Here is a 21,512-nt window from a genome sequence, read left to right as displayed (position 1 = left end):
CATAATACCTGTTCGGAAAATCCGGCCTTTTCCTCTGTCTATCGGTAATGACACTTTGTCGTCCAGCCGGACATCTCGGCAAACTTTTCTTCCAGTGTTTTACCAGCCATAAATACACGGAAGCGTTTCAATCGCGGCCAGTCAGTTCACCACCACATATTAACCGGACCGCGACACAAATCCTGTCTGTGGGCGACGAATTAATGCTCCTGAAAACAAGAATCGCATTTGGACAGGAAAAGAATCGCTTAGGCGACCAGAAGCACTACCACAAAAACCAAAACAGCAATGGTCGGCACGGCCCATTTAAGCACACCGACAAACGCGTCATACGTCTTTACTGCAGCATCCATATCATTCGCGGACATCATTTATCCCTTTGATAATGAGCATCTTGATGAGTCTATCGGGCAACATCTTTTCACTCAACCCTCAAGAGAAAGCTTAATCCCCTCTTTACCGCAAGCGCCTAAATCGCTTTTATAGGAAAAAATTGGAATAGCTTACCCTATGGCCGAAACCGACCACCGCTTACTTATGCTGATCGATAGCGATCCGGCACAAACCCGCCTCATCACGGCTTTGGCGGGCCGAGAAGGCTGGCGTGTCATGGTGGTTAAAGACTCGAAATCTGCGCTGACTAGTTTCAGCACCAAACAGGGCATGCAGATTTCCGCTGTCATCCTCGATCAGGGCGTCCCAGGTGATAATGCCTGTGATCTCATTTCAGAAATTAAGACCAATCGCCCGGCTCTGCCGCTTTTGATGCTGACAACCAGCACCTCTCCGCTGCTGGCGGTGGAGGCTATGCGCGCAGGCGCAACCGACTATCTCGTCAAACCGGCTTCGCCTGATCGGCTGATGCAGGCCCTGCGAAGCGCAGCGACACCCGACACCCGACGTGACGAATTAACGCCACTGACCGAAAAAATGCCCGCTGAGCTCGATTTCGATGCCATGATCGGGACTGCACCACCTTTCCGCGACGCGCTGGCCAAGGCAGCTAAGGCAGCACGCGGCCATGGCTCGATTTTGATCGAGGGGGAAAGCGGCACCGGCAAGGAAATGCTCTCACGCGCAATTCACGCTGCGAGTCCTCGCACCAAAATGCCGTTCAAGCTCATTAATATTACCGGTGCGCCGGCCAACTCTCTGGAATCTATCTTATTCGGGCATGAGAAAGGTGCCTTTCCCGGTGCTTTTCAACGCCAGACGGGGACATTCGAAAATTACGATGGTGGAACTTTAGTACTTGATGAGGTAGATCGCCTGACTCCAGATTTGCAGGAGCGGCTCGCCGAAGCGCTAACTAATAATCAGATACGCCCCATCGGCGCCCGTCACTCCTTCCGGGTAGATGTGCGCATTATTGCAGCTAGTAACCTGCCACTGGAAGAATTGGTGAATGCAGGCCATTTCCGACAGGACCTGTACGAATTACTCTCTCACACCAAAGTGATCTTGCCGCCGTTGCGCGAAAGATCAGGCGATATCTCTGCACTGACTCGACACTTCCTGCATCGGATTGGCGAACAGCCCGGCCTGCGACCCTTGAGTATTTCCGATAGTGCACTGCAATTGCTTGCAGCATTCGACTGGCCGGGCAATGTCCGGCAATTGCAGGCAGTCTTATTCCGCGCCGCTGTTTTTTGCGACGGTGATGTCCTCACTGCTCAAGACTTTCCGCAACTCAGCCGAATGCTGGGCGAGCAAGAAGAGAGTGCGCATAAACCAAGCCAGGAAGGCGTTGGCATTATGCTCTATACCGAGGATGGTCATCTGCGCCCGCTAGAAGAAATCGAAGCAGATGTTATACGGCTCGCCATCGGCCATTATCGCGGCCGAATGACCGAGGTGGCGCGCCGCCTTGGTATCGGTCGCTCCACTCTTTATCGCAAGCTCTCCGATCTCGGGATCGATAACGCCGCTTGACCCACAGTTCATCGCAATATGTGTTTCAAATCGGATCAGTGATCCAACCGTTTGGAACGCGTTGCCGCTTCAGACCTTTGTGACGATATGAAACCGTTTCCTCGTGCAGTGTGTATAGGCGTATGTCTGGCTGTTTCTGCATGCAATTCGGAAAGCCAGAATATCGGGACGCAAACCAATTCCGATAAAGACAATATTGCCGGCGTCAGCGATCTGGCCGGACGGCCCGATATGGGGTTTGGGACAATCGGTCCTGTCACATATAAATTCGACCGCCAGAGACTGGTACCGGCGGAAATAGAAATTCCGGTTCCTCCTGCTTATGATGAAAGTATCTGGGGCATTAAATTACTGCCCGCAAGCCGGGCAGCTATGCTCGGCAATGAAAATTGCATCTATGGGAACAGCAGGCAGACCCAACTTTGCGACGCTGAACATGAAATCGGCTTAGAGATGGCTATGCTGGAACGGCCGCTGCCTTTTTACCGGGATGCTTTCACAAGTGCCACGATTCCCGAAGATGAATTGCGCAGAACAAATCTGATGGGGCAGACCGGTTTTGCTTTCACTGCATCTGCCGAAGGGAGTGGCACCGAATATCGGTTCATTCCTGTTGATGGACGCACTTTGCTGATTGCCCGTCGTTTTTCCCGCACCAACGATGCCGGTTCACGCGCTATTGCAGAAACAATCAGGAGCCTGAAACCCGAATAAGCTGACGCCAACCGGTTTATTCAGGAACCTCGGAGAAATCCGTAATGGCCGCATCACGCAGGCCCCGCCATACATCACGCGCCTGTACCGTCTCGGTAACATCATGCACACGCAACAGTTGCACGCCGGCATCCATACCTGCTTGGGCAAGTGTTAAAGATCCCGCAAGGCGCTTATCTGCAGGAGCTTCATGTGAAAGAGCGCCAATCATCCGTTTGCGGCTAACGCCGAGCAGCACCGGGTGCCCTAACGCATGGAATAGGGCAAGCGCATTCATCAGAGCAAGATTTTCCGTCAGACTCTTACCGAATCCCAACCCTGGATCGAGAATGATCTTCTCAGCAGCAATACCTGCTTCAAGCGCAGCATCGCGCCTCTCTCGAAGCCATTCGAATACCTCACTTACCACATCGTGGTAGGTAGCATTTGCATGAAGATTAGCACCTGATCCCGGTGCATGCATTAACACGACCGGACGGCCACTCGATGCAGCATAAGCAAGACTGCGGGGATCGTGAGTTAATGCGGAAACATCGTTGATAATATCCGCTCCGGCATCAATGGCCGCCTCCATCACAGCCGGACGACGCGTGTCGACACTAATGGCAGCCCCCATAGCCGCACAAGTTTGTACCGCAGGGACAACCCGCTCAATTTCTTCTCCTTCCCAGACAGTATCAGCGCCAGGACGGGTCGATTCTCCTCCAACGTCAATAATTGCTGCACCCGCTTCGAGCATCGCAGCGGCACGATCCCGCATAGCCTCAGGTGCATCGAGATATTGACCACCATCAGAAAAACTATCGGGCGTAACGTTCAAAATACCCATAATCTGCGGCTGATCGAGCCGTATGAACCGCTCTCCACAGGTGATCGGAGAATGAACCTTACGCAGATTCGACCATTGCGTCTCCGCTTCAGCTCTCATCCCATCCGGGAGTCCGCCAAGCGCCGCTGTTATGCCATCCGCTGACACAACTTCACGCCGTACCAGTTCGCCATCCTCCCGCAGGGTAATGGCGAACCGATACGCATAAACCATGCCGCCAGCAATACGGACGGCATTTCCATTTTCGCTTTGCGGGCTGGCGGTAAAACCGATGGGCCGAATATAAACTCTTTGCATTAATCCTCAATGGTGAGGAGATAAAGCTGACGCAAGGCATCAAGCGGCTTCACGGCTCCTTCATGCTCCAGATGCCAGAAGGTCCAGCCATTACAACTCGGCGCATTTTGCAGCACTTTACCGACACCGTGAATCGATCCCTTCTCCACGCCACTTTCCAGTGAGCCATCTGCACGAACCTTGGCTGAAAAGCGCCTTTTTTTATCGAACAGTTCGGTTCCCGGTGCAATGAACCCAGCTTCCACCAACGAACCGAAAGCCACACGGGGCGCATTCTTGCGGCTCTGCATGGTAGTCAGCGAACTTTCATCGAGTGGCAAAGCGCTTTCAATTCGATCCCAGGCTGCCTCGCGGTAAGCCGCATCACGTTCGCATCCGATCCATTGCCGCCCGAGACGCTTGGCAACTGCACCAGTTGTACCCGTGCCGAAAAACGGATCGAGTACAACATCGCCCTTTTCGGTCGTGGCAAGCAACACACGATAGAGCAGTGCTTCAGGCTTCTGTGTCGGATGGACCTTGTGCCCATCCCGCTTAAGACGCTCTCCACCGCTGCAAATCGGAATTACCCAGTCGGAACGCATTTGCAACTCGTCATTCAGCGTTTTCATGGCCGTATAATTGAACTGGTATCGCGCTTTTTCTCCCATGGAAGCCCAAAGCAGTGTTTCATGGGCATTGGTGAAACGCGTGCCACGAAAATTGGGCATGGGATTGGATTTGCGCCAGACAATATCGTTGAGCAACCAGAAACCAATATCCTGCAGAATAGCCCCTACACGATAGATATTGTGGTAAGAACCAATCACCCACAGGGCGCCGTCTGGCTTCAAAACCCGGCGCGCTTCAGCGAGCCAGTCCCGTGTAAACCGGTCATAGGCAGCAAAGCTGTCAAAGCGGTCCCAATCGTCAGTCACCGCATCGACATGACTGCCATCAGGACGATTCAGATCGCCGCCCAGCTGCAAATTATATGGCGGGTCGGCAAAGACCAGATCCACGCTCGCATCGGGCAGCGAACGCATTGCTTCGATACAGTCGCCACTCAAAATCTGCCCTACCGGCAGTGAGACTTCCGGTTCTGCTGTTACTTCACGAATTTTGGTAAGAACGCCCATGCGACTGTCATGCCCCTTGTGATTTATCCACAGGCATGAGTCCAACAGGCCTTCCCGTCAAGCCCTGAGATTCTGGCGAGTCGCTTACTTTTAGATATTTGCGAATGAGAACGAAAGGAGTCCTTTACAGCATATTGAGTCCCGCCAAGGGTAGACGACTCGATATATAGGGGTGTGACGGGAAAGACTCTTTGTTAACCAAACAAGTCGAGTTGAGCCACTGGCGCGAAACTCCGTCGATGCAAGGGCGTCGGCCCGTGCAACCTCAGAGCCTTCATATGGTCTTTGGTTCCGTATCCCTTGTTTCGGTCCCAACCATAAGACGGATAGGTTCTGGCCGCATCACGCATGATTCGGTCTCGATATTCCTTAGCAAGGATAGAAGCTGCACCGATAACCGGTTCACGTCCATCGCCACCCACGATAGCCTTAGCCTTCCAACGCCAGTCGCGCTGGCGCCCATGCGGTGTAGTATTGCCATCGATCAGCACTTCAGAAGGTTCGCATTGCACTACATCGCATAGACGCGCGACAGCTAGTGTCATCGCCAGCATGGTCGCACCGAAAATATTGAGCCGGTCTATCTCTTCGGGACCCACGACACCGATGCCGAAAGCGCAGCGCCGTCTGATTTTCTCTTCGAGTATCGCCCGCTTTGATTCGGAAAGCTTTTTCGAATCATCGAGACCCGACGGACGAGGCTTGCACAAAAGAACGGCAGCAGCGACAACAGGCCCGGCTAATGGCCCGCGCCCGGCTTCGTCGACGCCGAACACGACACCGTCATCGGGAAAGTCGAGACCAAATTGCTGATAGGGAGTTCCTGAGAGCATGACCAAACTACGCCTTGTTTCAGCCCTCCTATTCACCGCTGCCTTCAGTATGGCAAGCTGTAGCGAAGCCAGCAATCGCAAGACAGAGACTGGGCAATCTTATGAAACCGAGCCTTTCAGCATCGAAACCAAAGGACAATTTGCTGAACCCTGGGCGCTTGCACTGGAACCTGGCAGCGGACGTCTCTTCATCACCGAGCGCGGGGGAAATATCCAATTTTTCGATCCCTCTAACAATCGCTTGGGCTCAGTCGAGCAGGGTGTTCCAGAAGTCGATTATGGAGGTCAGGGTGGCCTGGGTGATTTTGCCTTCGCTCCCGATTACGAACAGACGGGCCTGATCTACCTCAGTTGGGCCGAGGCCGGCGATAGAGATACGCGCGGTGCAGTCGTGGGGCGTGGCAAGCTGGTCTGTGAGCAGCCTGATAGCTGCGCAATCGACAAGCTGACAGTGATCTGGCGGCAAACACCTAAAGTTACAGGACGCGGCCACTATTCCCATCGCATCGCTTTCTCGCCTGATGGACGCTATCTCTTCATCTCTTCCGGGGAGCGACAGAAACAGGAACCGGCTCAGGATATTTCCAACAATCTGGGTACGATTGTCCGCCTGTTACCTGATGGCTCTCCAGCCCCCGACAATCCTTTTGCCGATAAAGGCGGGGTTTCAGCGCAGATATGGTCTTACGGGCATCGCAATGTATTGGGATTGCAATTCGATTCTGCCGGGCAATTGTGGGATCTTGAACATGGCCCCGCAGGTGGAGACGAACTGAATCTAGTTCAAAAGGGCAAGAATTACGGCTGGCCTCTGGTTTCGGGAGGCGACCATTATGATGGCAAACCGATTCCCGATCCGTCGACCCGGCCCGATCTGCAGAAGGCTGCGATAAGCTGGACTCCGGTTATCGCTCCGGGCGATTTCATTTTCTACAGCGGCAAGCTGTGGCGGGACTGGGAAGGAGAAGCGCTGATCGCCAATCTCAAAACCAAATCGATCAGTCGCATTTCAGTTCAAGATCCCGATAATGCAAAAGAACTGGCCCGCTATAGCTTCGACAATCGTCTGCGAGATATCATCGAAACGAAAGACGGATCACTTTGGGTAATCGAAGATGGCGAAGATGGCCGGCTGCTTCACCTGACCCCTGCAAAATAGTGCCCACAACGCACGTTTTCCAAGCGTCAGAATCAATTTCATTGCCTTAAGCACAAGGTGGGCGTATCGGCGCGCGCCATAATGGCCAAAGTCGAACCCACACTGATTCCGCTCGAAAATATCGATCCCGTTCTGATCGAGCAATTGCTCGATCGCGCTTTCGGTGAAGATCGTCATGAGCGAACGGCCTATAAGATACGCGAAGGTATGGACTGGTTACCCGGGCTTAGCTTTGCCGCGCTGGACGATGAAGGATATCTGGTCGGCACGATTCAGGTCTGGCCAGTTGCATTGACGGATACTCAGGGCCGCGCGCATCCCATGCTGATGGTTGGGCCGGTGGCCGTGGTGCCCGAAAGACAGGGCGAAGGCTTTGGTCAGGCACTGATGCTGGGAATGATGGGCTCGATGAACGCAGAAGCGCCTTTGCCGCTCGTGCTGATCGGTGATCATGACTATTATGGTCGGTTATTTGGCTTCTCTGCCGAGCATACTGGTGGCTGGACTCTGCCCGGTCCGTGGAACCCGGATCGTTTGCTGGTTCAATGCACCAATCCTCTGATTTTACCACATGAAGGGGTGCTTGGCCCTTGGCGTCGATGAGGTGATCTGGCATCGCAAATAAACGATGCCTTACGACTTGCCAGACGATCTTGCGAAATTATCCCTGCTCGACATTGCCGAAGCAGTGGCGGCCCGGCGTCTGCCGCCGGTCGATCAATGGCATCCCGGTGAAGTGATCGACAGCAAAATGCGGATATCCGCTGACGGCACCTGGTATCACGAGGGTAGCCCTATCCGGCGTTCCGCGATGATACGGGCCTTTTCCTCATTACTGATGCATGACGCGGCAGATAGCCGCTACTATCTCGTCACGCCGCAATGCCGCCAGCATATCGACGTGGAAGATGCACCGTTTCTCGCTGTGCAGATGGAGCATAAGGACAGCGCTTTGGCCTTTCGTCTGAATACGGACGAATTTGTAATTGCCGGACCGGAGAATCCCCTACGAGCTGAGGGTGATCCCGACTGTCCCGCAATATACCTTGCTGTCCGCCATGGATGCGAGGCACGGCTTAACCGTTCGACCTGGCTGGAACTGGCCCATTGGGCACTTGACCGAAGCGACGATCTCAGCGTGACCAGTATGGGCGCGCACTTTTCACTGCAACCGAAATGAGCACCTTGCTTCAGCGCTTGCAGCGCCTGTTCGATGAAGGGCATGGCATAGAGATTTCCGATCTTCGTTCGGATCGAAAATTCGCACCCGAAAGGCTGCGTCCGGCGGCCGTTCTGATCGGAGTAACCAATCGCCCTAAGCCCGGTATTCTCTTCACTCACCGCGCAGATCATATGCGCTCGCATCCGGGACAGGTTGCTTTTCCCGGAGGGAAACTTGATCCCGGAGAAGATTCGATCGAAGCTGCTTTGCGAGAGGCCCAAGAAGAATTGTCCATCAATCCGCAGGACGTCACGGTGATAGGAGCGAGCGACCGTTTCATCACCGGTTCGGGATTCGACGTCACACCAGTTTTAGGCCTGGTCCCCCCGGATCTTCCACTGGCACCGAATCCGCGCGAAGTATCCGAATGGTTCGAAGCACCTTTGGATTTCATTTTTAATCCTGCCAATCATGTCGAAAAGCACGGCATGTTTCGTGGACTCAACCGCCATTATCTCGAAATCAACTGGCAGGGGCATCGTATCTGGGGCGTAACCGCAGCAATCATCGCGAATCTTTCGCGGCGCCTTGCCTGGGAAGAACTGCTCAATGACTAGACTACCCGCTGCCGACTGGACGCAAAGGCACGATCTGGCCGAACTGGTTGCATGCCTTGGCCCAGACCGTATCCGCTATGTCGGCGGCGCTGTGCGCGACACTTTACTGAGGAGCGAAGTGGAAGATGTCGATTGCGCTACAACGCTCTTGCCGGAGGATGTTTTAGCCCATCTCAAAGCAGCCGGTATTCGAGCGGTCCCTACGGGCATCGAACATGGAACCATTACCGCTGTTATGCCACTTGGCAATGTCGAGATCACAACTTTGCGCAAGGATGTAGCCACTGACGGGCGGCGTGCAACAGTCACTTTTGCCAGCGAATGGGCGGACGATGCTGCTCGTCGCGATTTCACCATAAACGCACTTTATGCCCACCCTGAAACAAGGGAAATCTCGGATTATTTCGGCGGATTGAAGGATCTGGAACAACGCCGGATACGGTTCATCGGCGATGCCCGCCAGCGCATTCGCGAGGATCATCTGCGGATCCTGCGCTATTATCGTTTTCAGGCCCGTTTCGGCAGCGAGCTCGATAAGGAAGCGGAAGAAGCCTGCACCGAGCTGGCCCAAACATTGAAAGGACTGAGCCGGGAGCGTGTAGCGATGGAATTGCTCAGTTTACTGCGTCTGCCCGATCCCTCCGTCACAATCCGCCGCATGTTCGCGCAAGGCGTATTGAGTGTTATATTACCTGAAACAGGCAAAATGGAACTTACCACTTTCGACAGACTGATAGATGCAGAGCGCGAGAACACCATCCCTGCCGCTGCGCTGCGCCGCTTGGGCGCGCTGCTCCCTCCCGAACGCAAGGCAGCCGAAATGCTCGGATCGCGCCTGCGCCTCTCTCGGGAACAACGTAAACGGCTAATCTGCATCGCACAGCGCCAAACCGACGATGCGCAAAATCCACGCGCCCTGGCCTATCGCCATGGACGAGATTGCGCGATCGATCGCCTGCTGCTTCTCGGTGCGGATTGTGAGGTTCTGAAAAATTGGGACATTCCGCAATTTCCGCTCAAAGGCGGTGAAATCGTTCAGCGTGGTGTGGCAGCCGGGCCGGAGGTAGCGCGAATTCTTCAGAGTGTCCAAAATCGCTGGGTGGAAGAGGGTTTTCCAGACCGTAGACGGGTACAAGCCATTCTTGAAGAAGAACTGGCCTAACTGCCTCAGCGAACATCCGAGAATACCACCGCGGCTCCAAAGCACCGGTCCCAGAGGTGTTGATTAGGTTGTATTCGTCTTCCTTATTGCCTTTCCTTCATAACAAGCCTATTTGCGCAACGCTTCCGGCGCATAAAGATATGCGTAATGAATTGTGAGCGTGAGCCCCGTCCTCATGGGATGAGTACAGCAATTCAATGTGCGGAAAGCTCTGCAAGCTTCCCTTTTCACGCCTGGGTCGCCTGATCGACCCCATGCGTCCGGGCCATCAGGTTCGATTGGCGCTGAATAAGGAATTTGCATGTCGTATTTTGAAGAACTCGGTCTTGCCGAACCAATTTTGCGCGCTTTGAACAGCAAGGGCTATTCAGAGCCCACGCCAATCCAGCGCAAGGCCATCCCTTCTTTGCTGGAAGGCCGTGATCTGCTGGGTATAGCGCAGACGGGAACCGGCAAAACAGCGGCTTTTTCACTCCCGTCCCTTCACCGCCTCGCATCCGAAACCACAGGTCGACATCCGGCGGGATGTCGCATGCTGGTTCTGTCTCCGACACGCGAGCTGGCTGCACAGATCGCTGAAAATATGCGACATTATGCGCGTTTTCTCGATCTCTCCGTGCAATGCGTATTTGGCGGTGTGCCGGTGGGCAAGCAAGCCAAGAAACTCGTGCCGGGTTGCGACGTGCTGGTCGCCACCCCCGGCCGCCTGCTGGATCTGATCGATCAGCGGGCGCTAACCTTGCGTCATGTGGAGATCTTCGTGCTCGACGAAGCCGATCAAATGATGGATCTCGGCTTCATCAAACCTCTTACTCGCATTGCCAATCTTCTTCCCAAGGAACGGCAAAGCCTGTTCTTTTCGGCCACAATGCCCAAAGCCATTGCCGATCTCGGTAAACGCTTCATCAATAATCCGGTGCGCGTCGAAATCGCCCCACAATCGACCACCGCAGAGCGGGTGGATCAATATGTGACCTTCATCGATCAGAAGGAAAAAACCGCGCTTCTTACCATCTCTCTGCGCAAGGGTATCGAAAGTGGCGAGATCGAACGCTGTCTGGTCTTTACCCGCACAAAGCATGGAGCAGATCGTCTGGTCCGACACCTTTCGGCTGCCAATATCGTTGCTGCAGCCATTCATGGCAACAAGACACAGGCACAGCGCACCCGCGCGCTTGACGGCTTCCGTGAAGGAAGAGTGCCCGTTTTAGTCGCCACGGATATTGCTGCGCGCGGAATTGACGTGCCGGGAGTCAGCGCCGTGTTCAATTTCGAATTGCCCAACGTGCCCGAACAATATGTTCATCGTATCGGCCGCACCGCACGCGCGGGACGGGATGGCATGGCGATTAGCTATGTGTCTCCCGACGAAAAAGCTTATTTGCGCGATATTCAGCGTGTCATCGGAGTTCAGTTAAGCTCCGTTCCTCTGCCGGCTAATTTTAACGAGCAGGCAGCGGCTCTTCCCAAGCCTTCGCGTAAACCCGCAGGGGCAGAACGTGCGGAATCCTCTGGCGCAGAAACCCGCAAGCCACGTGGCCAGCGCCCGCCACGGCGCCCGAAGGCCCAGATTTCGGCCAAGCCACGCGGTGACGGCAAACCACGCAAGAATAATAGCAAAGGCCGTAATGCGGGCCAAAATGCCAGCCAGAATAGCGGCCAGAAACGTCAGGCATCTCGCAATCAAAGCGCTGGATCGCGATAAGCGATAGCATGGGTAACGGAAGGCATTCCGTCCCGCGTTGCACGGGCCATGCCAGGTAACTGTTCAGACTGAAATATCGCTTCATGGAAGGGATAGCACGCTTTACCCGGCTTTCCCTTCCTTTCAGGAAACAGCAACCAACATTTCTGTTTAGTAGTCACGCCACTGCATTCAACAGGTCTCTGCCTCATATTCCAGAGGCTTTGATCGCGCAGTAAGGCACTGAAGTTGAACAAGGAATTTGGTATGAAGTTTACCCAAATGACCGCAACGGCAGCAGCCCTTGCTCTTGCCCCCGCTATGGCGCACGCACAGGATGCAGCTCCAAATACACCCTCTACCAGTGAAACCCCGGCGGCTCCTACCGCATCAACGGCTACGCCGAACCTGACCGCCGGGGCTACCGTTTATGGCTCTGACGGCAATGTGATCGGAACAATCGAATCCGCCACCAGCAGCGTCGTCACGCTTAACACCGGTGCACATCAGATTCCGCTTCCAACACAGATCTTCGCTGAAGGAGCCAGTGGCCCTACTTTGAATATTACCAAGACGGAACTTGAAGCCAAGGTCGAAGAGCAGATGGCGCAAGTTAATGCTCAGCGCGATCAGGCTCTTAAAGAAGGTGCGGCAGTTCAAACGGCAGACAATCAGCCCTTAGGGACAATCCAGTCAATCGAAGGGGAAAATGTTGTGGTTGAGCGTTCCGAAGGCCCGGTCACTCTGCCAAAAGAATATTTCGCCGTTGATGCCAGCGGCACACTGATGGTCCGCGCAACCGCTGCCCAAATCGAACAGGCTATCGGGGACCAGGCCGCCGCTTCGAGCGAAGGCTGAAGCTCTCCTCCTGAGCAAGTCCCTGAAAGGGGTCGGGTCCCCCAACCCGGCCCCTATTTCGTATCAAAAACGATTATCCTTGGGAAAGCCACGCGGCGGCAAACGTCCTGCAGCACCACGTGCCACTTTCCATTGCCAGACCTCTTCTTCAGTGCGAGTGCGCCCTGTCTCACCCCCCATCGTCCAGCTTAATCCATCCTCCAGTTTGAAAGTGGTCGCATCGGACAATCCGCCATCGCGATAACGCTGTAAGGTGACGCCTTGCCCGCGCGTCATCACCGGCAGTTCTTCCAGGCTGAACACTACCAGCTTGCGATTATCGCCAACCACTGCAACATGATCGTGCTCATCCGCGATTTCATGCACTACAGCGAGTTTCATTTTCGGCTTGAGATTAACAACCTGGCGTCCCTTGCGGGTTTCCGCCAGCAATTCATCGGTCACTGCCGCGAACCCTTTACCTGCCGTGCTCGCCAGAAGAATTTGCGACTTCGGTTTGTGCGCGATCAACGCAATAATTCTGGCTTCGGCCTCAATGTCGAGTGTGTTGCGAACCGGTTCACCAAACCCGCGGGCACCGGGCAACTTGTCAGCCCCCAGCGTATAGAACCGCCCCGTATCGGTAGCGAGCAGGAGCTTATCGGTCGTTTGTGCATGGATCGCAAAAGCAAATCCATCGCCTTCCTTGAACTTGAAATCACCATCGAGCGCAACGTGGCCTTTGGCAGCCTTGATCCAGCCTTTCTCCGACAAAATAACCGTGATCGGTTCTTTTTCGATCATAGCTTCCATGCTGAATTCAACAGTCGGGGCCGCTTCGGCAATTGTGGTACGGCGACGGCCGATATCGGTATCGCTGCCATATTCCTTCTGCAACGCACGCAGATCCCGTTTTAACCGGGTCCGCTGCCGGGCCGGACTGTCCAGAAGTTTTTCCAGCTCATCCCGCTCGGCAAGAAGCTCATCCCTTTCCTTGCGCAATGCCATTTCTTCAAGCTTGCGCAAGCTACGCAGCCGCATGTTCAGAATGGCTTCGGCCTGACGGTCGGTCAGCTCGAATTCTTTCATCATGATCGGCTTAGGCTCATCCTCGTTGCGGATGATCTCTATCACCCGGTCGAGGTTGAGATAGGCAATAATATAGCCTTCAAGCAGCTCCAGGCGAGCGGCGATCCTGTCGAGCCGATGCTGTGTCCGGCGCTGAAGAATTTCAATTTGTGCGCTTACCCAATGGGTGAGCAGTTCTTTCAGCCCCATCACCATGGGCGTGCGCGTTGCGTCGAGCACATTCAGATTGAGGCTGAAGCGGTTTTCGAGATCGGTCAGCTTATAGAGGCTTTCCTTCAGCAGTTCGGGATCGACATTGCGGCTACGCGGCACCAGCACGATGCGGACCTGTTCATCGCTTTCATCGCGCACATCTTCCAGAATAGGCAATTTCTTATCGGCAATGAGCTGGGCAATCTGCTCGATCAATTTGCCCTTCTGCACCATATAAGGGATCTCCGAGATGACGAGCTGATATTGCCCGCCACCCAGACGCTCGATCCCGGCGTCGCGATCGGCATCGCCGGCCGCTTCCGCAGCATGGAACCTACCGCGCACATGAAAAGCCCCACGCCCGGTTTCATAAGCTTTGGAAATCGCTTCCGGACTATCCACGATCAGGCCGCCGGTGGCAAAATCGGGACCATGGAATAATTCCATCAGTCGGCTGTGCCCGACCTGAGGATTGTCGATCAGTTCCAGAGTCGCATCGATTACTTCGGCAACATTGTGGCTCGGTATCGATGTCGCCATCCCCACAGCAATCCCGCTGGCTCCATTCGCCAGAAGATTGGGAAACAGGCCGGGAAATATCTCCGGTTCCTGCTCTTCACCATTATAGGTAGGAATGAAGTCGACTGTGCCTTCGTCAAGGCCAGCCATCAACGTCATGGATGTGCGCGTCAGACGACACTCGGTATAACGATAAGCGGCCGCATTATCACCGTCGATATTGCCGAAGTTGCCCTGCCCTTCGACCAGCGGATAGCGCAAGGTAAAATCCTGCGCGAGACGAACCATCGCGTCATAAACAGCAGTATCGCCATGGGGGTGATATTTACCGATCACATCCCCGACAACACGCGCTGATTTCTTATAAGCACTGTTATAATCGAGTTTCATCTGACGCATCGCCCAGAGCAGCCGGCGATGGACCGGTTTCAGACCGTCGCGCAGGTCTGGCAGCGAGCGCGCCGTAATCGTGGACAGCGCATAAACGAGGTAACGCTCCGACAGAGCGCTATCGAAAGGAGCATCGACGATCGCGTCGAATGGGTCCTTATCGTCATCAATGGTTGTTGCCATGTAATCAGTCCTATCACCGCCACGCCTCATAGCCCATAGCGGAACGCCATCCTGTCCCCATTCGTTAAAGGGTCAAAGCAAATTCAAGGAGTTATCCTTATGACCAAGCCAATTATGATCCTCGCAACCGATGGTTTCGAACAGTCGGAGCTAATGAAACCGAAAGCCAATCTGGAAGCGGCAGGATTCGAGACCACCGTCGTCAGCCTCGAAAGCGGCTCTATCAGGGGCTGGAATGAGAAAGACTGGGGCGACACGGTCAATGTAGACGCTACTGTTGATGACGTGAATTCAAAAGATTTTGCCGGCATCGTTTTGCCTGGCGGGCAGATCAATCCCGATATGCTTCGTATGAACAAGGAGGCCGTCAAGCTCGTCCGCAGCTTCGCCGAATCCAACAAGCCTGTCGCTGCGATCTGTCACGGCCCATGGATGCTTGCCGAAGCGGACGTAATACGTGGAAAAACAGTTACGAGCTGGCCTTCGATCCGTACTGACTTGCGCAATGCAGGCGCCAATGTGGTGGATAAAGAAGTTCAGCAGGATGCTAACATCATCACCAGCCGCAATCCTGACGATATTCCGGCTTTCTCCGAAGCGCTGATAAACACGCTGAACCAAGAGAAACTATCCAAAGCAGCCTGATAACAGGCTAGAATCTTGCCTTCTATCCCTGCTCTCTTTCAGAAAGAGGGCAGGGACAATATTGCCTGCCGAAAATCAGAACCCTCAATAACGCTGTGCGTCGCGGCTCTCAGCCGGGACATGCACTTCTATACCGTCAAGCTCCTCAGTCAGTTCAATCTGGCAGGAAAGACGGCTGAAACGCTGCACACCAGCTGCGAGATCGAGCATATCTTCTTCTTCCTCGCTCGCCTCGGGCAGTTTAGCGAACCATTTTTCACCAAGAATCACGTGACAGGTGGAACAGGCCATCTGACCTTCGCAAGTGCCTTCAAGGGGCATTCCAATTCCCTGACCGACATCCAACAGCCGATCACCCGGCTTCGCCTCTGCTTCCACTTTCCGGTCATCGCTGGTGAAAAAAAGGACTTTAATGGGACCTATCCTTGCTGCGCCGCAGCATCATTAATCATATTTGCAGCTTGTTCAAGTTCGGTCATCTTCGTGTAACGTCCAAAGCCCAGTCGGATCGATTGCCGGGCTTCCACTTCGGACAAACCGATTGCCTGCAAAACATGGCTGGGCCGGCCGGAACCGCTTGCACAGGCCGATCCGGCAGAAAATGCAACTTGCCTTACTTCGCTCATGAGACGGGCCACATCGAGCCCGTCGCGCCTGAGATTGAGATTGCCGTGCCAGCGGTTCGAAGCACTACCATTCAGCGTCCAGCCAGCGAATAATGTTCGCGCAGCCTCCCACAGCCTTTCAATATGAAGCAGATCATCGTCCCGCTGCTCGACAGCCAGTTTTGCTGCCATACCAAATCCGGCGCATAGAGCCGGACTGAGCGTCCCCGAACGTAAGCCCGCTTCCTGTCCTCCTCCGGTCTGCACCGGATGAAGCTTAACCCCGTCGCGAACCCATAAGGCTCCGATCCCCTTCGGCCCATGCAGCTTATGCGCAGATACCGCGATCAGGTCTGCATCGGGCGGCGCTATCTTACCTGCCCCCTGAACCGCATCGCATAAAAACAACGCATCGTTTGCCCGAGCCCGGCGAGCGACGCGATCGCAAGGCTGAACGGTTCCGATTTCATTATTAACCTGCATCACCGCCACTAGCCGGACATTGGCTGCCAGCAGCGCATCCTGACTCACCAGCCCTTCGTGATTGACGGGGAGAATGTCCACTCTCCCTCCCAGCGCCTTGGCAGTATCGAGCACGGCAGCATGCTCGATGGCAGAAACAGCGACAGGACGTTTATCATCCTTTTCCGCCGAACCGCGAAGGGCAAGATTAATGGCTTCGGTCGCCCCGCTGGTAAAAATAACCTGTCCGCCGGGAGGAAACAGCGCCGCCACCCGGTCGCGGGCAACTTCCACGGCGGCATCGGCCTGCCGCCCCATTCGATGCGGACTGTGTGGATTCCCGAAACCGGTCCCTTCGGGCCCGTCAAGCCAGCGCAGCATGGCTTCACGGGCTTCGGGAGCCAGCGGCGTTGTTGCCTGATAATCGCAGTAAATCATGCGCTTTTGTCACGCCCTTCGCGCGCCATGGCAATCCATACTGTGCAAAAACGCTCCACTTCTTCACGTGTAGTATTCCAGCCGAAACTGACTCGAATCACATTCTCGGCAATTGCCGGATCGAGATCCATCGCCTGCAACACGTGGCTGCCGCGCAGACTTCCCGAAGAGCAGGCACTGCCCTGACTGATAGCGAAGCCCTGCATATCAAAACGCATAAGCTGAGCACTGCCCGAAATGCCCTGCATGGCCAGCGCTTCGATATAGGGCGTGGGGTGAGCCAGCCGGTCTGCGAGCCTCACGGCACCGAATTCGGCACAGGCAGGCGCAAGTCTTTCCCGGACCGGAGCGAGAATAGCCGGATCGCAATATGGCTCCCGACAGGCTTTCAAAGCGGCAGCGAAAGCCATTGCAGCAGGAAGGTTTTCAGTGCCCCGTCGATAGCCACGTTCCTGACCTCCCACCGGTTCCAGCAAAGCAAAATCGCGTAGCAGCAGCGCACCGATGCCGATCGGGCCACCCAGCTTGTGAGCCGAAACAATCACCGCATCGGCACCGTCAGGCAAAGGCATTTTTCCAGCACTTTGGGACGCATCGACAATCAACACTCCTCCCGCTTCATGAACGATTTGCGAGAGAGCCGGGATATCCTGTTGATTTCCGGTTTCAGAATTTATGCTCTGAATAGCGACGACAGGCCGTGTAGTAGCAAGCAACATATCGGCAAGCCGCTGCGCATTAATACTGCCATCGGCATCGACCGGCAGAATGGTGGCATCGGGCACCGCTTTCAGAATGGCATCATGCTCAACGGCGCTAACGAATCGTTCCCCGCCTTTGGCCTGCCCCAGAGACAGCGAAGCGGCTTCGCTCGCACCGGCAGTAAAAACCGCTTCTCCGGTCCAGTTCAGCGCTGCAGCGACTTCGCGACGAGCATCTTCCAGCGCCTGCCGCGCCTTTCGGCCCTCTGCATGGGGGCTGGAAGGATTAGCCCAGATAGAGCGTCCCAGATCCAGCGCGGCAGCGGCTTCCGGACGCAAAGGAGTAGTGGCGGCATGGTCGAGATAGATACGGTCTGACACAAAATTTTCCGCAAGATTACTCTTGCGAACCTTATGGAATTGCGAAATTGGCCTAGCCTATTATATAGCTGGCAATTCTTGGTGCGCCACCTGCGCCCCTTATCAACCTCTTTTTCGAGAGACGATTCATGCCCTCCGTCATCTTTCCCGGTCCTGAAGGCCGTCTGGAAGGCCGGTTCAAACCCGCTTCCCGCCCCCGTGCACCTGTCGCGATGATTCTCCATCCGCATTCGCAGGGTGGTGGCACAATGAATGATCGCATTGTGCAGCGTCTTTACAAGACCTTCGCCGATCGCGGCTTCGCCACTCTTCGCTTCAACTTCCGCGGTGTAGGCCGCAGTCAGGGCAGTTTCGACAATGGCGTCGGCGAACTCTCCGATGCTGCAGCGGCGCTCGACTGGGTGCAGTCGATTCACCCCGAAGCACAGACCACCTGGATCGCCGGAGTTAGTTTCGGTGCGCTGATCGGCATGCAATTGCTGATGCGTCGCCCGGAAATTCGCGGCTTCATCTCGGTGGCTCCGCCAGCCAACATGTATGACTTCTCCTTCCTCGCGCCCTGCCCGGCCTCAGGGATTCTGATTCAGGGTCTGGCCGATACGGTTGTGCAGCCCGCTGCGGTACAGAAACTGGTCGACAAACTGCGGACTCAAAAACACATCACGATCCATCACGATGAGATTCCCCGCGCCAATCACTTCTTCGAAAACGAGCTGGAGGAACTGATGACCTCGGTCGACAATTATCTCGATTTCCGTCTTTCTCCGGATTGCCCGATTAAATAATCGGCCCCTGGTGCATTTCTTGATTTAAATCCCGCTGGAACCCCGGTTCTCAGCGGGATTTTTTGATGTGAAAACAAGCATTACTTGCAGCAACGAGTTATCGCTTTTCAGGGGTGCCCCACCCTTTTCCGCTCAGCGATAATCATTGTCCGGCCTCTTTTGCCAAACTCTTTCCGTGCTGGTCCGGCACTGTCCAGATACCGAGATTGAGAAGCATCACCAGCGCAAGGATAAACATCAGCCAGACCGGTCTGCACAGACCCTGCCTGCGCCAGAGCAGAATGGCTCCGACGATCAGCGCCACAGCGCAAAGTGCCAGCAATGAAAGCGCAACATCCAGCATATAATCTCTAAATAATTGTTTTTAAATGTTTATACTCAAGCGTTTGACAGCTTGACCGGTGGCGAGCAAACATCCGGCATGACTTCCCCCCTATCGAACCTCACCCGCCGCCAGACTCTTGCCGGGTTCGGCGCTTCTCTGTCACTCACCGCACTTCCAGCTTGCACCAGAACTGCCAGTGCCACTAACGGATCGGCCGCAAGCCTGCTCGGCAATGTTGCGTGGAACCTTATACAGCATATGCCGGGAACCGCCACTTCGCTAGGCATCGATACGGGAGAACATGCCGCTCTGCGCGGCGAGCTTTCCGATCCGTCACCTGCAGGACAGGACAGGCTGGTTGCGACATTGCAGGCCGATCTCGACAGCGTAAAAGCGGTCGATACGTCATCGCTCGATGCGCAGACGCGCACCAGTCTGGAAGTCGTCCAGAGCGCCTATTCCACTGCGCTCGATGGTTTTGCCCTGCCCTATGGCGATGTCGCGGTCGGTGGCTGGCGGAACACGCCCTATGTCGTGATCCAGAATGTCGGCGCCTATATCGACCTGCCACGCTTCATGGATGCAGATCACCCGGTTCGCAACTCCGCCGATGCCGAAGCCTATATTGCGCGACTTACCCGGATTCCGCAGGTGCTGTCCGGTGAGCTGGACCGCATCCGTTCAGCTCGCGAAATGGGCATGGTGCCTCCTGCGTTCTTGCTCGACAAAGCTATAACGCAGATGGAACAATCCATAAAAGATGCGAAAAACGGTGAAAGCTATGTCAAATCACTGGCAGAACGCACAAAAGATATTCCCGGCAATTGGGCAGAACAGGCCCGTAAAATCGTCAGCGGACCGATTGCCGAAGCGCTCGAAGCTCAGCTTGCCGAGCTGAAAAAGGAACGCGAAACCGCCGGTAACGAAGCCGGTATGTGGGCTCAGCCGCAGGGCGAAGAGTGGTATGACTGGGCCTTGCGCGCCAGCACAACGACCACGAAGTCGGCTGATGAGCTGCATGAAACGGGCCTGCGTCAGCTTGAAGAAATCCATGCCGAAATGGACCCTATCCTGCACGATCTGGGCTATACTTCCGGCAGCGTCGGCGAACGGATGACCGAGCTGGGTAAAGACCCGCGTTTTCAGTTCGCGAAGGGCGATCCGGGCCGTCAGGAAATCATGGATTTCATCTATGAACGGATCGACTGGATCAAGGCACAAATGCCACGTGCTTTCAATACTTTAGTTGATCCCAATCTGGAAGTCCGGCGCATTCCGAAGGCCGAGGAACTGGGCGCGCCGACGGCTTATGGCGGCGCCGGATCGAAAGATGGGAAGATCCCCGGCCGTATGTGGATCAATCTGCGGACCACCGATTTGCACCGGCGCTATACACTGCCGACTCTGGTCCATCATGAGGCGATTCCGGGGCATATCTGGCAGGGTGAATATGCCAATAAATTGCCGCTGATCCGCTCTATTCTGGCCTTTAACGCCTATTCAGAAGGCTGGGCACTTTATGCAGAAAAGCTTGCTGATGAGCTTGGTGCTTACACGGAACACCCTGCCTGGCGCTTAGGTTATCTACAGGATCAGGCTTTTCGGGCATGTCGCCTCGTGGCCGATACGGGCATCCATGCCAAGCGCTGGCCCCGGGAGAAAGCGATCCGGCTGTTTGTCGAACGCAATGGCGACCCGGCGGAAGAGATCGTTCCCGAAGTGGAGCGCTATTGCAGCTGGCCCGGTCAGGCCTGCGGCTACAAGGTGGGACAGAACGAGATTCTCCATCAGCGGGATATCGCGCAAAAAGCCATGGGGTCTTCCTACGATATCAAAGGCTTCGACGATGCTGTGGTGAAAGGCGGCAATGTCCCGCTCGACGTTCTGGCGAAGAATATCCAGCGCTATATTGACGGGCAAAACGGCCTGATATAGCCCCCTCCTCAACGGGGCGCTGAACGTCACCGAACAGGGCCATAAACCGGTCTAACAGGGCCATAGATACGCAAAAGGCCGCCAGACCCGCTCCGCAGAGCATCTGGCGGCCTTTTGCACGGGTTTTTCCAATAAATCTTACTTTTTACCGAAGAAGCCCTTCGCCAGATCCGCCACATCGTTAAGCGGATTTCCATCGCCATCGCGATCGAGCATATTGGCAAATTCGGTCAGCGATCCTTCGCCGCCGATCTGCTCCATAATCTGCCGGATGATAGTGGTCGAAAGACCGGTTTCGCCGGCTGCGGTTTCCACCGTATCGCCCGGCGCCTGATGCGCCTTCGCCAGAGCGGCAATGGCCTTCTCCGCCAGCGCCGGATCGATACCCAGTTTTTCGGCCATATTGGCAACGGTGGGATTATCCCCCGCGCCGCCGCCCAGAAGACTGTCGAAAATGCTCATGCCGTTTCTCCTTGCAAACGATGCCGGAGAGTACCGCCAGACAGGCTTTCTGAAAA

22 protein-coding genes are annotated in these 21,512 nt (G+C 55.1%); 12 read left to right on the top strand and 10 right to left on the bottom strand.

Annotated elements, in window-relative coordinates:
- Positions 1-248: 248 nt before the first annotated feature.
- Positions 249-371 carry a hypothetical protein gene (locus tag D6851_RS18195; RefSeq protein ID WP_274379049.1) on the bottom strand — a complete coding sequence of 41 codons (123 nt, stop codon included), beginning with the start codon at positions 369-371 and terminating at the stop codon, positions 249-251.
- Positions 372-510: 139 nt separating this feature from the next.
- Here D6851_RS18195 and D6851_RS07975 point away from each other — a divergent pair, with 139 nt between their 5' ends.
- Together D6851_RS07975 and D6851_RS07970 are read left to right on the top strand one after the other, a co-directional pair.
- Positions 511-1,932 (top strand): sigma-54-dependent transcriptional regulator, encoded by a 1,422-nt coding sequence (locus D6851_RS07975; protein ID WP_120324346.1) that lies wholly within the window; start codon positions 511-513, stop codon positions 1,930-1,932.
- An 87-nt stretch (positions 1,933-2,019) separates the two neighbouring features.
- Positions 2,020-2,646 carry a hypothetical protein gene (locus D6851_RS07970; protein ID WP_120324345.1) on the top strand — a complete coding sequence of 209 codons (627 nt, stop codon included), beginning with the start codon at positions 2,020-2,022 and terminating at the stop codon, positions 2,644-2,646.
- Positions 2,647-2,662: 16 nt separating this feature from the next.
- Here D6851_RS07970 and folP read toward each other — a convergent pair whose 3' ends face one another.
- The 3 genes from folP to D6851_RS07955 all read right to left on the bottom strand — a co-directional run bounded on the left by folP (position 2,663) and on the right by D6851_RS07955 (position 5,723).
- Positions 2,663-3,772, bottom strand: coding sequence for a dihydropteroate synthase (gene folP, locus D6851_RS07965; protein ID WP_120324344.1), 1,110 nt, complete (start codon positions 3,770-3,772; stop codon positions 2,663-2,665).
- Positions 3,772-4,890 (bottom strand): site-specific DNA-methyltransferase, encoded by a 1,119-nt coding sequence (locus tag D6851_RS07960; RefSeq protein ID WP_120324343.1) that lies wholly within the window; start codon positions 4,888-4,890, stop codon positions 3,772-3,774. Before D6851_RS07960 ends, folP begins: the two co-directional genes overlap by 1 nt.
- Positions 4,891-5,084: 194 nt before the next feature.
- Positions 5,085-5,723: a ribonuclease HII gene (locus tag D6851_RS07955; protein WP_120324342.1), complete on the bottom strand. Its 639-nt coding sequence runs from the start codon at positions 5,721-5,723 to the stop codon at positions 5,085-5,087.
- On the opposite strand from D6851_RS07955, the gene D6851_RS07950 reads away from it, so the two are divergent.
- From D6851_RS07950 to D6851_RS07920, 7 genes are all read left to right on the top strand, one after another.
- On the top strand, positions 5,722-6,882 hold the full coding sequence (locus tag D6851_RS07950; RefSeq protein ID WP_120324341.1) for a PQQ-dependent sugar dehydrogenase: 1,161 nt from the start codon (positions 5,722-5,724) through the stop codon (positions 6,880-6,882). The two genes, D6851_RS07955 and D6851_RS07950, sit on opposite strands and share 2 nt — an antisense overlap.
- Positions 6,883-6,963: 81 nt before the next feature.
- Positions 6,964-7,485 carry a GNAT family N-acetyltransferase gene (locus tag D6851_RS07945; protein ID WP_120324340.1) on the top strand — a complete coding sequence of 174 codons (522 nt, stop codon included), beginning with the start codon at positions 6,964-6,966 and terminating at the stop codon, positions 7,483-7,485.
- Positions 7,486-7,510: 25 nt separating this feature from the next.
- A complete protein-coding gene (locus D6851_RS07940; RefSeq protein ID WP_120324339.1) occupies positions 7,511-8,062 on the top strand; it encodes a DUF1285 domain-containing protein in 552 nt (183 codons plus the stop codon).
- A complete protein-coding gene (locus D6851_RS07935) occupies positions 8,059-8,661 on the top strand; it encodes a CoA pyrophosphatase (protein WP_120324338.1) in 603 nt (200 codons plus the stop codon). The genes D6851_RS07940 and D6851_RS07935 overlap by 4 nt, the downstream gene beginning before the upstream one ends.
- Positions 8,654-9,823: a CCA tRNA nucleotidyltransferase gene (locus tag D6851_RS07930; RefSeq protein WP_120324337.1), complete on the top strand. Its 1,170-nt coding sequence runs from the start codon at positions 8,654-8,656 to the stop codon at positions 9,821-9,823. Before D6851_RS07935 ends, D6851_RS07930 begins: the two co-directional genes overlap by 8 nt.
- A 301-nt stretch (positions 9,824-10,124) precedes the next feature.
- Complete coding sequence (locus D6851_RS07925; RefSeq protein WP_120324336.1) at positions 10,125-11,528, top strand: DEAD/DEAH box helicase; 1,404 nt, start codon at positions 10,125-10,127, stop codon at positions 11,526-11,528.
- Between the two features lie 246 nt (positions 11,529-11,774).
- Entirely contained in the window at positions 11,775-12,365 is a 591-nt protein-coding gene (locus D6851_RS07920) for a hypothetical protein (protein WP_120324335.1), read from the top strand.
- A 63-nt stretch (positions 12,366-12,428) separates the two neighbouring features.
- Here the strand turns inward: D6851_RS07920 and parC are convergent, their stop codons facing one another.
- Positions 12,429-14,717 carry a DNA topoisomerase IV subunit A gene (parC, locus tag D6851_RS07915; RefSeq protein ID WP_120324334.1) on the bottom strand — a complete coding sequence of 763 codons (2,289 nt, stop codon included), beginning with the start codon at positions 14,715-14,717 and terminating at the stop codon, positions 12,429-12,431.
- A 99-nt stretch (positions 14,718-14,816) separates the two neighbouring features.
- Between parC and D6851_RS07910 the strand changes: the two genes are divergently transcribed.
- Positions 14,817-15,362: a type 1 glutamine amidotransferase domain-containing protein gene (locus D6851_RS07910; RefSeq protein ID WP_120324333.1), complete on the top strand. Its 546-nt coding sequence runs from the start codon at positions 14,817-14,819 to the stop codon at positions 15,360-15,362.
- Positions 15,363-15,446: 84 nt separating this feature from the next.
- Here D6851_RS07910 and D6851_RS07905 read toward each other — a convergent pair whose 3' ends face one another.
- The 3 genes from D6851_RS07905 to D6851_RS07895 are packed head-to-tail and all read right to left on the bottom strand — an operon-like array spanning position 15,447 to position 17,949.
- Positions 15,447-15,776 carry a 2Fe-2S iron-sulfur cluster-binding protein gene (locus D6851_RS07905; RefSeq protein ID WP_120324332.1) on the bottom strand — a complete coding sequence of 110 codons (330 nt, stop codon included), beginning with the start codon at positions 15,774-15,776 and terminating at the stop codon, positions 15,447-15,449.
- 5 nt (positions 15,777-15,781) lie between these two features.
- Positions 15,782-16,867, bottom strand: coding sequence for a cysteine desulfurase family protein (locus tag D6851_RS07900; protein WP_120324331.1), 1,086 nt, complete (start codon positions 16,865-16,867; stop codon positions 15,782-15,784).
- Positions 16,864-17,949 carry a cysteine desulfurase family protein gene (locus D6851_RS07895; RefSeq protein WP_120324330.1) on the bottom strand — a complete coding sequence of 362 codons (1,086 nt, stop codon included), beginning with the start codon at positions 17,947-17,949 and terminating at the stop codon, positions 16,864-16,866. The genes D6851_RS07900 and D6851_RS07895 overlap by 4 nt, the downstream gene beginning before the upstream one ends.
- 128 nt (positions 17,950-18,077) lie before the next feature.
- Between D6851_RS07895 and D6851_RS07890 the strand changes: the two genes are divergently transcribed.
- Entirely contained in the window at positions 18,078-18,734 is a 657-nt protein-coding gene (locus D6851_RS07890) for an alpha/beta hydrolase (RefSeq protein WP_120324329.1), read from the top strand.
- A 142-nt stretch (positions 18,735-18,876) separates the two neighbouring features.
- Here the strand turns inward: D6851_RS07890 and D6851_RS07885 are convergent, their stop codons facing one another.
- Positions 18,877-19,077: a hypothetical protein gene (locus D6851_RS07885; RefSeq protein WP_120324328.1), complete on the bottom strand. Its 201-nt coding sequence runs from the start codon at positions 19,075-19,077 to the stop codon at positions 18,877-18,879.
- Positions 19,078-19,155: 78 nt separating this feature from the next.
- Between D6851_RS07885 and D6851_RS07880 the strand changes: the two genes are divergently transcribed.
- The gene (locus D6851_RS07880) at positions 19,156-20,994 is read left to right on the top strand and encodes a DUF885 domain-containing protein (protein WP_120324327.1); all 1,839 of its coding nucleotides are present in this window, start codon (positions 19,156-19,158) and stop codon (positions 20,992-20,994) included.
- Positions 20,995-21,132: 138 nt separating this feature from the next.
- On the opposite strand, the gene D6851_RS07875 is transcribed toward D6851_RS07880, so the two are convergent.
- Complete coding sequence (locus D6851_RS07875) at positions 21,133-21,456, bottom strand: hypothetical protein (protein WP_120324326.1); 324 nt, start codon at positions 21,454-21,456, stop codon at positions 21,133-21,135.
- Positions 21,457-21,512: the final 56 nt, after the last annotated feature.

The sequence above is a fragment of the Altericroceibacterium spongiae genome (assembly GCF_003610805.1).
In the GTDB taxonomy this organism is placed as follows: domain Bacteria; phylum Pseudomonadota; class Alphaproteobacteria; order Sphingomonadales; family Sphingomonadaceae; genus Altericroceibacterium; species Altericroceibacterium spongiae.
The sequence above is the reverse complement of the archived record's forward strand: the minus strand, read 5'-3'. Positions and strand labels throughout refer to the sequence as shown.

Coding starts and splice junctions, on each gene's coding strand:
- D6851_RS18195 (WP_274379049.1), bottom strand. CDS start 371: ATGATGTCCGCGAATGATATGGATGCTGCAGTAAAGACGTATGACGCG.
- D6851_RS07975 (WP_120324346.1), top strand. CDS start 511: ATGGCCGAAACCGACCACCGCTTACTTATGCTGATCGATAGCGATCCG.
- D6851_RS07970 (WP_120324345.1), top strand. CDS start 2,020: ATGAAACCGTTTCCTCGTGCAGTGTGTATAGGCGTATGTCTGGCTGTT.
- folP (WP_120324344.1), bottom strand. CDS start 3,772: ATGCAAAGAGTTTATATTCGGCCCATCGGTTTTACCGCCAGCCCGCAA.
- D6851_RS07960 (WP_120324343.1), bottom strand. CDS start 4,890: ATGGGCGTTCTTACCAAAATTCGTGAAGTAACAGCAGAACCGGAAGTC.
- D6851_RS07950 (WP_120324341.1), top strand. CDS start 5,722: ATGACCAAACTACGCCTTGTTTCAGCCCTCCTATTCACCGCTGCCTTC.
- D6851_RS07955 (WP_120324342.1), bottom strand. CDS start 5,723: ATGCTCTCAGGAACTCCCTATCAGCAATTTGGTCTCGACTTTCCCGAT.
- D6851_RS07945 (WP_120324340.1), top strand. CDS start 6,964: ATGGCCAAAGTCGAACCCACACTGATTCCGCTCGAAAATATCGATCCC.
- D6851_RS07940 (WP_120324339.1), top strand. CDS start 7,511: ATGCCTTACGACTTGCCAGACGATCTTGCGAAATTATCCCTGCTCGAC.
- D6851_RS07935 (WP_120324338.1), top strand. CDS start 8,059: ATGAGCACCTTGCTTCAGCGCTTGCAGCGCCTGTTCGATGAAGGGCAT.
- D6851_RS07930 (WP_120324337.1), top strand. CDS start 8,654: ATGACTAGACTACCCGCTGCCGACTGGACGCAAAGGCACGATCTGGCC.
- D6851_RS07925 (WP_120324336.1), top strand. CDS start 10,125: ATGTCGTATTTTGAAGAACTCGGTCTTGCCGAACCAATTTTGCGCGCT.
- D6851_RS07920 (WP_120324335.1), top strand. CDS start 11,775: ATGAAGTTTACCCAAATGACCGCAACGGCAGCAGCCCTTGCTCTTGCC.
- parC (WP_120324334.1), bottom strand. CDS start 14,717: ATGGCAACAACCATTGATGACGATAAGGACCCATTCGACGCGATCGTC.
- D6851_RS07910 (WP_120324333.1), top strand. CDS start 14,817: ATGACCAAGCCAATTATGATCCTCGCAACCGATGGTTTCGAACAGTCG.
- D6851_RS07900 (WP_120324331.1), bottom strand. CDS start 16,867: ATGATTTACTGCGATTATCAGGCAACAACGCCGCTGGCTCCCGAAGCC.
- D6851_RS07890 (WP_120324329.1), top strand. CDS start 18,078: ATGCCCTCCGTCATCTTTCCCGGTCCTGAAGGCCGTCTGGAAGGCCGG.
- D6851_RS07885 (WP_120324328.1), bottom strand. CDS start 19,077: ATGCTGGATGTTGCGCTTTCATTGCTGGCACTTTGCGCTGTGGCGCTG.
- D6851_RS07880 (WP_120324327.1), top strand. CDS start 19,156: ATGACTTCCCCCCTATCGAACCTCACCCGCCGCCAGACTCTTGCCGGG.
- D6851_RS07875 (WP_120324326.1), bottom strand. CDS start 21,456: ATGAGCATTTTCGACAGTCTTCTGGGCGGCGGCGCGGGGGATAATCCC.